Origin of the sequence: Methylobacterium sp. WL7 (genome assembly GCF_008040085.1) — a bacterium.
GTDB lineage: Bacteria > Pseudomonadota > Alphaproteobacteria > Rhizobiales > Beijerinckiaceae > Methylobacterium > Methylobacterium mesophilicum.
Window position 1 is genome coordinate 1 of record NZ_VRVG01000230.1, and the last position, 4,059, is coordinate 4,059.

At 60.1% G+C, this 4,059-nt stretch carries 3 protein-coding genes and 1 pseudogene; 3 read left to right on the forward strand and 1 reads right to left on the reverse strand.

What is annotated here, in order from left to right; all coding sequences use genetic code 11:
• Window positions 1–422: 422 nt before the first annotated feature.
• Both FV233_RS28400 and FV233_RS28405 read left to right on the forward strand, forming a co-directional pair.
• Window positions 423–740, forward strand: a complete 318-nt coding sequence (locus tag FV233_RS28400; RefSeq protein ID WP_147899521.1) for a hypothetical protein — start codon at window positions 423–425, stop codon at window positions 738–740.
• 447 nt (window positions 741–1,187) lie between these two features.
• The gene (locus FV233_RS28405; RefSeq protein WP_147899522.1) at window positions 1,188–1,370 is read left to right on the forward strand and encodes a hypothetical protein; all 183 of its coding nucleotides are present in this window, start codon (window positions 1,188–1,190) and stop codon (window positions 1,368–1,370) included.
• A 593-nt stretch (window positions 1,371–1,963) separates the two neighbouring features.
• Here FV233_RS28405 and FV233_RS28410 read toward each other — a convergent pair.
• Window positions 1,964–2,869, reverse strand: a complete 906-nt coding sequence (locus FV233_RS28410; RefSeq protein ID WP_147899523.1) for an ADP-ribosylglycohydrolase family protein — start codon at window positions 2,867–2,869, stop codon at window positions 1,964–1,966.
• A gap of 296 nt (window positions 2,870–3,165) precedes the next feature.
• On the opposite strand from FV233_RS28410, the pseudogene FV233_RS28415 reads away from it, so the two are divergent.
• Window positions 3,166–3,923 (forward strand): annotated as a pseudogene (locus FV233_RS28415) (IS5 family transposase).
• Window positions 3,924–4,059: the final 136 nt, after the last annotated feature.

A 4,059-nucleotide genomic window follows, 5' to 3' on the forward strand; every position in this document is an offset into this window, starting at 1 on the left:
GTGTTTGCCTTTGTCATGCTATATATATCATATATTCATTCAGTATTCCTGTCGAAAGACAAGGCTACACAATGGGTTTCGTACTGTTTAGTACACTCATTTGCTGCTATCTTTTTCTAATTTACACAGCTGCAGTTGGCGGAATCTCGCTGAGTAAGCTGAGAATAATTTCAATCTTTGTCTCGATCTGCTTATTTTTGCTTGTCTCCTACGTTGCAGTTTACGAGTCATATATCTTAATCTTCATCGGAGGACCTTTTGTGGCTTTTCTTTGCGGATTCGTTTCGATTTTACATTTGACGAGACCTTTAAACAGGATCATACATTTGGCGTCATGCTGGCTGGGAATTATATTGTTTTCCGCGGTTTCTGCCAAGGTCTTATACGGGAATCTTATTTTTATTTTCAATGGATCGTCGCATTTGACCGATTATTTCTTGGTTGTCGGCAATTTACTCGTCATTGCCGTTTCCGCAAGCGGGCTAGCTTTATGTTTGTTAGCAATGCCTGTTAATCGAGGGTCGTCAATCCTAAATCCTTTAGCGAATTTGTCGTTGTATTTTATTATCGCAGTTGCGATTGCTTATAACGTAATTGGCGCAGTGCTGCTCACCGAGTCACGTTTTTTGTCTGTACCGTTCGGAACAATGTTTACATTGAGTTCCCTAATCGCAGTTTTGGCAACTATAAGCGCTGCAATCATTCAAGATCTCCCACTAAAAGTATATTCATTCCGTTGAATTCAGCGATGAGAAATGCTATAGCGCATTCGGTTATGGAGTGAGCGTTAGCCGATTAGGGAGCAGCAAATTCGATTCTAACAACTCCGAGACACCGATTATGACTCAACTCCTCTATGGCTTCGCTGCCGGGCTCGCCTACATGAGACAACAGGCGGCGAGTCGCTGTATCAGGTCAACGCCGACATGCCGATGCGGACGGACGACGAGCGACTGATGAGCGCGCGGGCTCGGATAATCGGGGCGTCGATGTAGCGATTAGCGACGATGGTGCGCCTGTCCTCGAAGTCGTTGCGGCACTTAAGCTGTGTGGGCACGATGTCGAGCCCTGGCGGCGGTTTGCTTTGGCAGGTTGACGGAGGGAGCATGACGGACGGCGAGCTCCTCGGGTTGGTCGTTTGCCTCGGCCTCTTGGACCCGCCGGGGCTGCAGTAATAGGCGACCGCAATGGCTGAAGAGATCCCCAGCGTCGATCACTTGCGCCCGAAATCCGAGGTGTCGGACAATGAGATCCAGGCGGCCGCCGCCACTTACCTGAAGGACGAGAACGCGAAACTGTTCGCCTTCAGATCGGGGAACCTTACCCGCGCATTCCGGCGCCGGTTCGGCATGTCGCCCAGAGACGCTTGAGAGCAAGCGCTTCTCGACAGCGGGGAGGACGCATCGCTCTGACGAGCTATCCCGTCGAGTCACATAGGTCTCTGACAGTCGCGGTTTCGCATTCGACAAGCCGGTTGCAATCCGACAGAACAGCTGCACTTCTCACTCCGGTGAGCCCGTTCGCCATTCAGCCGATTGCCCTATCGTCGGCCGACTGCGGACCGAGGCCGCGTTCGCAGTCGCAGCCTGACATTCGGCGCAACCAGGCATGTCGATTGGCTTGCCCGCCGGCGAATGACCGGTTGCTGCCCAAGCCGAAGTTGCCAGAGGGGTGATGAACGACTGCTTTGGGGAAGCGCGGACCGAGGTACGGGCGACCGGGTTGGGTCGCTAGGAGGCCTTCCGCTTTTCCCGCAGACCGCCTCCGAAGCAGCCGTTCCGCTTACGGCCATTACCGGTCTCCCTGGTCAATCAGACCGCTGATGAGCTGACCTTCCGAACGCCCGCAAAGGGGAGGAAGCAGCCTCTTGCGGCAGAAACCAAGCGGCCAGCATCAGCCAATAAATGCACCCGAGCGTAATTTAGATGACAGCGACGATAGCTGCTTTCGCTACAACGGACTCTTATGAAGATTTGGCGAGATGGGTGAGCTGCACGGCGAGGGCCTCCAGTCGCCTGCGCCAAGCCAGGGGTTTGAGCCAGCGCTGCGGAATCGCCGAGGCCCCGAACACTGCACCAGCGACCTGTCCGGTCACCGCGCCGACAGTGTCGGCGTCTCCCGCCAGATTGACGGCCAGCACCAGCGCCTCCTCGAAGCTCGCCGCTTGGTCCGTACACCAGAGCGCCGCCTCGAGAGTATCGATCACGTAGCCAGTGGAGCGGATCTGCGCGCGCGGCTTCCCGCGCCAGGCACCCGCAGCGATAGCCTTAACTTTGGGCGCGCCGTCCCAGGGTCGGGGCCGAAGCGCATCCTTGCCGCCTCCTTTGATAGCCTCACACAGGATCCGCACGAACAGGTCGCAAGCCTCGACCGCTTCCGGGGCCGCGTGGGTGGTGCGGCTTTGGTCCCGGGCGATCCGCGCGGCGAGGGCATCGTCTTCAAGCGCCCGCAGCGCAACTGGCGCGACCCGCATTAGCGAGCCGTTGCCGGCGGTATCGGACGCCTCCGAGCCCGCGAACGGGTCGCCAGTCCGCTGGAAGTGGTGCAGCGCCTGCCGCGTGATGTTGCCGATGTCGAAGCAGGTACCAGTGCAGGAGTACTCGCCCCGCTCGGCCCAGGCGACAAAGCGGGTCATGAGGTCGGTGGGGTCGAATTCTGGGTCAGCAATCAGGCTCTCGGCCAGCGCCAGCGCCATGCTGGTGTCGTCGGTCCACTGGCCGGGCTTCAGGTTGAAGGGACCGCCGCCGAGCATCTCGGTGTGCAGTGGGTGGACGTCGCGGGGCTCGAACTCGAGGGTCGCCCCGAGGGCGTCGCCAACGGCGAGGCCGAGCAGGGCACCACAAGCACGATCCTGGAGGGGGGTGAGCATGCGGATCATCCTTCCTGATGGCAGCTAGATCGACAGGGCAGGGGCTCAGACCGGGGAACCGGGGCGCAGTTCTCGATCGAGCCGGCCAGGGCGGCGTTGAGGCACTCTGACAACCACAGGCTTAAGGGGCCGGTGCGGCCGCAAAGCGCGTCCGAGAGGGGCGGGCGGCGCGGTAGCCCCCCCCTACCACCTACCGGCGGCAAGGCGGCCGCCCTGGACCGCCCTAGGTCGTGAACCCATAACGGGTGGCACGGTTTGGTCGGGGCGTCGTTGGTTCTCCGAATGGAGGACCGAGGATGGCGCGGTTTGACCTGACGGACGCAGAGTGGGCGGTGATCGAGCCGGTTCTGCCGACGGACGTACGCGGCAAGGATCGGGTGGACGACCGACGGGTGCTGAACGGGATCTTCTGGCGGCTGCGCACGGGTGCGCCGTGGGCCGACATCCCGGCGCGTTACGGGCCCTACACGACCTGCGGCAACCGCTTCCGGCGCTGGCGCAAGCGCGGCATTTGGGATCGGCTTCTGGCTGCTGTGTCGAAGGCTTACGAGGGCGATCTGCAGATGATCGACGCCACCAGCGTGCGGGTGCACCAGCATGCAGCCTGCGCCAAAAAAAAGACGGCGGATCCGGTGGCATGGGTCGCTCACGGGGCGGCCTGACCAGCAAGATCCACGCGCTGGTGGATGCCGAGGGCCGTCCCGTTGCGCTGAAGATCACGCCCGGTCAGGCGCATGACGGGCGCTCGGCGACCGACATGCTGGGCGGGCTGGGTGAAGGCCAGGTCCTGCTAGGTGACCGGGCCTACGACAGCGATGCGCTGCGAGCCCGGATGTCCGAGCAGGGTGCTTGGGCGAACGTGAAGCCGATGCCCAACCGAAAGCAGGTCTTGGCCTTCAGCCCGTTCCTGTACAAGTACCGCAATCGGGTCGAACGCTTCTTCAGCAAGATCAAGCACTTCCGTGCCGTCGCCACCCGCTACGACAAGGATCCCGACAACTTTCTTGCCAGCGTCAAACTCGCCGCCGTTCGGGTCTGGCTACGAACTTTATGAGTCCGCGACCTAGCACTACTTTGGCATTTTGACTTCAGGGTGGCAGATTGAGAACGGCGTCACAGTGCGGGCATCGCCGCGGTGGTGGCTGACTGAGGTGATCCAGGATGGCTTGGCGGATCGCCGGCATCGAGGG